This is a genomic window from Mesorhizobium sp. M4B.F.Ca.ET.143.01.1.1 (assembly GCF_004792275.1).
Lineage (GTDB): Bacteria > Pseudomonadota > Alphaproteobacteria > Rhizobiales > Rhizobiaceae > Mesorhizobium > Mesorhizobium abyssinicae.
This window is the reverse complement of sequence record NZ_SRSR01000256.1, coordinates 1-314: the sequence shown is the minus strand read 5'-3', so window position 1 is coordinate 314 and position 314 is coordinate 1. Positions and strand designations below refer to the sequence as shown.

The 314-nt window shown below is 58.6% G+C and carries 1 protein-coding gene; it reads right to left on the bottom strand.

Annotated features, from left to right (window positions below; translation table 11 throughout):
• Positions 1-314: tetratricopeptide repeat protein (locus EN786_RS36885; RefSeq protein WP_135910154.1), on the bottom strand; the 314-nt coding region annotated here is incomplete at both ends.

Below are 314 nucleotides of genomic sequence, written 5' to 3'. Positions count from 1 at the left end.
TGAGTCTTATCACCTCGCTGTAATCAGCGATAGCACGCTCCTGGTTACCTTTGGCCGCCCGGGAGAGGCCACGGTTGTAGTAGGCGTTGGCATGTTTGGGATCGAGCTGAATTGCCTGGTCATAGTCGGCAATGGCACGGTCGTAATCGCCTTTGTGCGCCCATGCGGAGCCTCGATTGTTGTAGGCGTTGGCAAGCGTAGGGTCGAGGCGGATTGCCTGGTCATAGTCAGCAATGGCGCGGTCATCATCGCCCTTTCTTGCCCAGGTCAAGCCCCGGTTGTGAAACGCCCTGCCGTCGTCCGGGTTGAGTTCG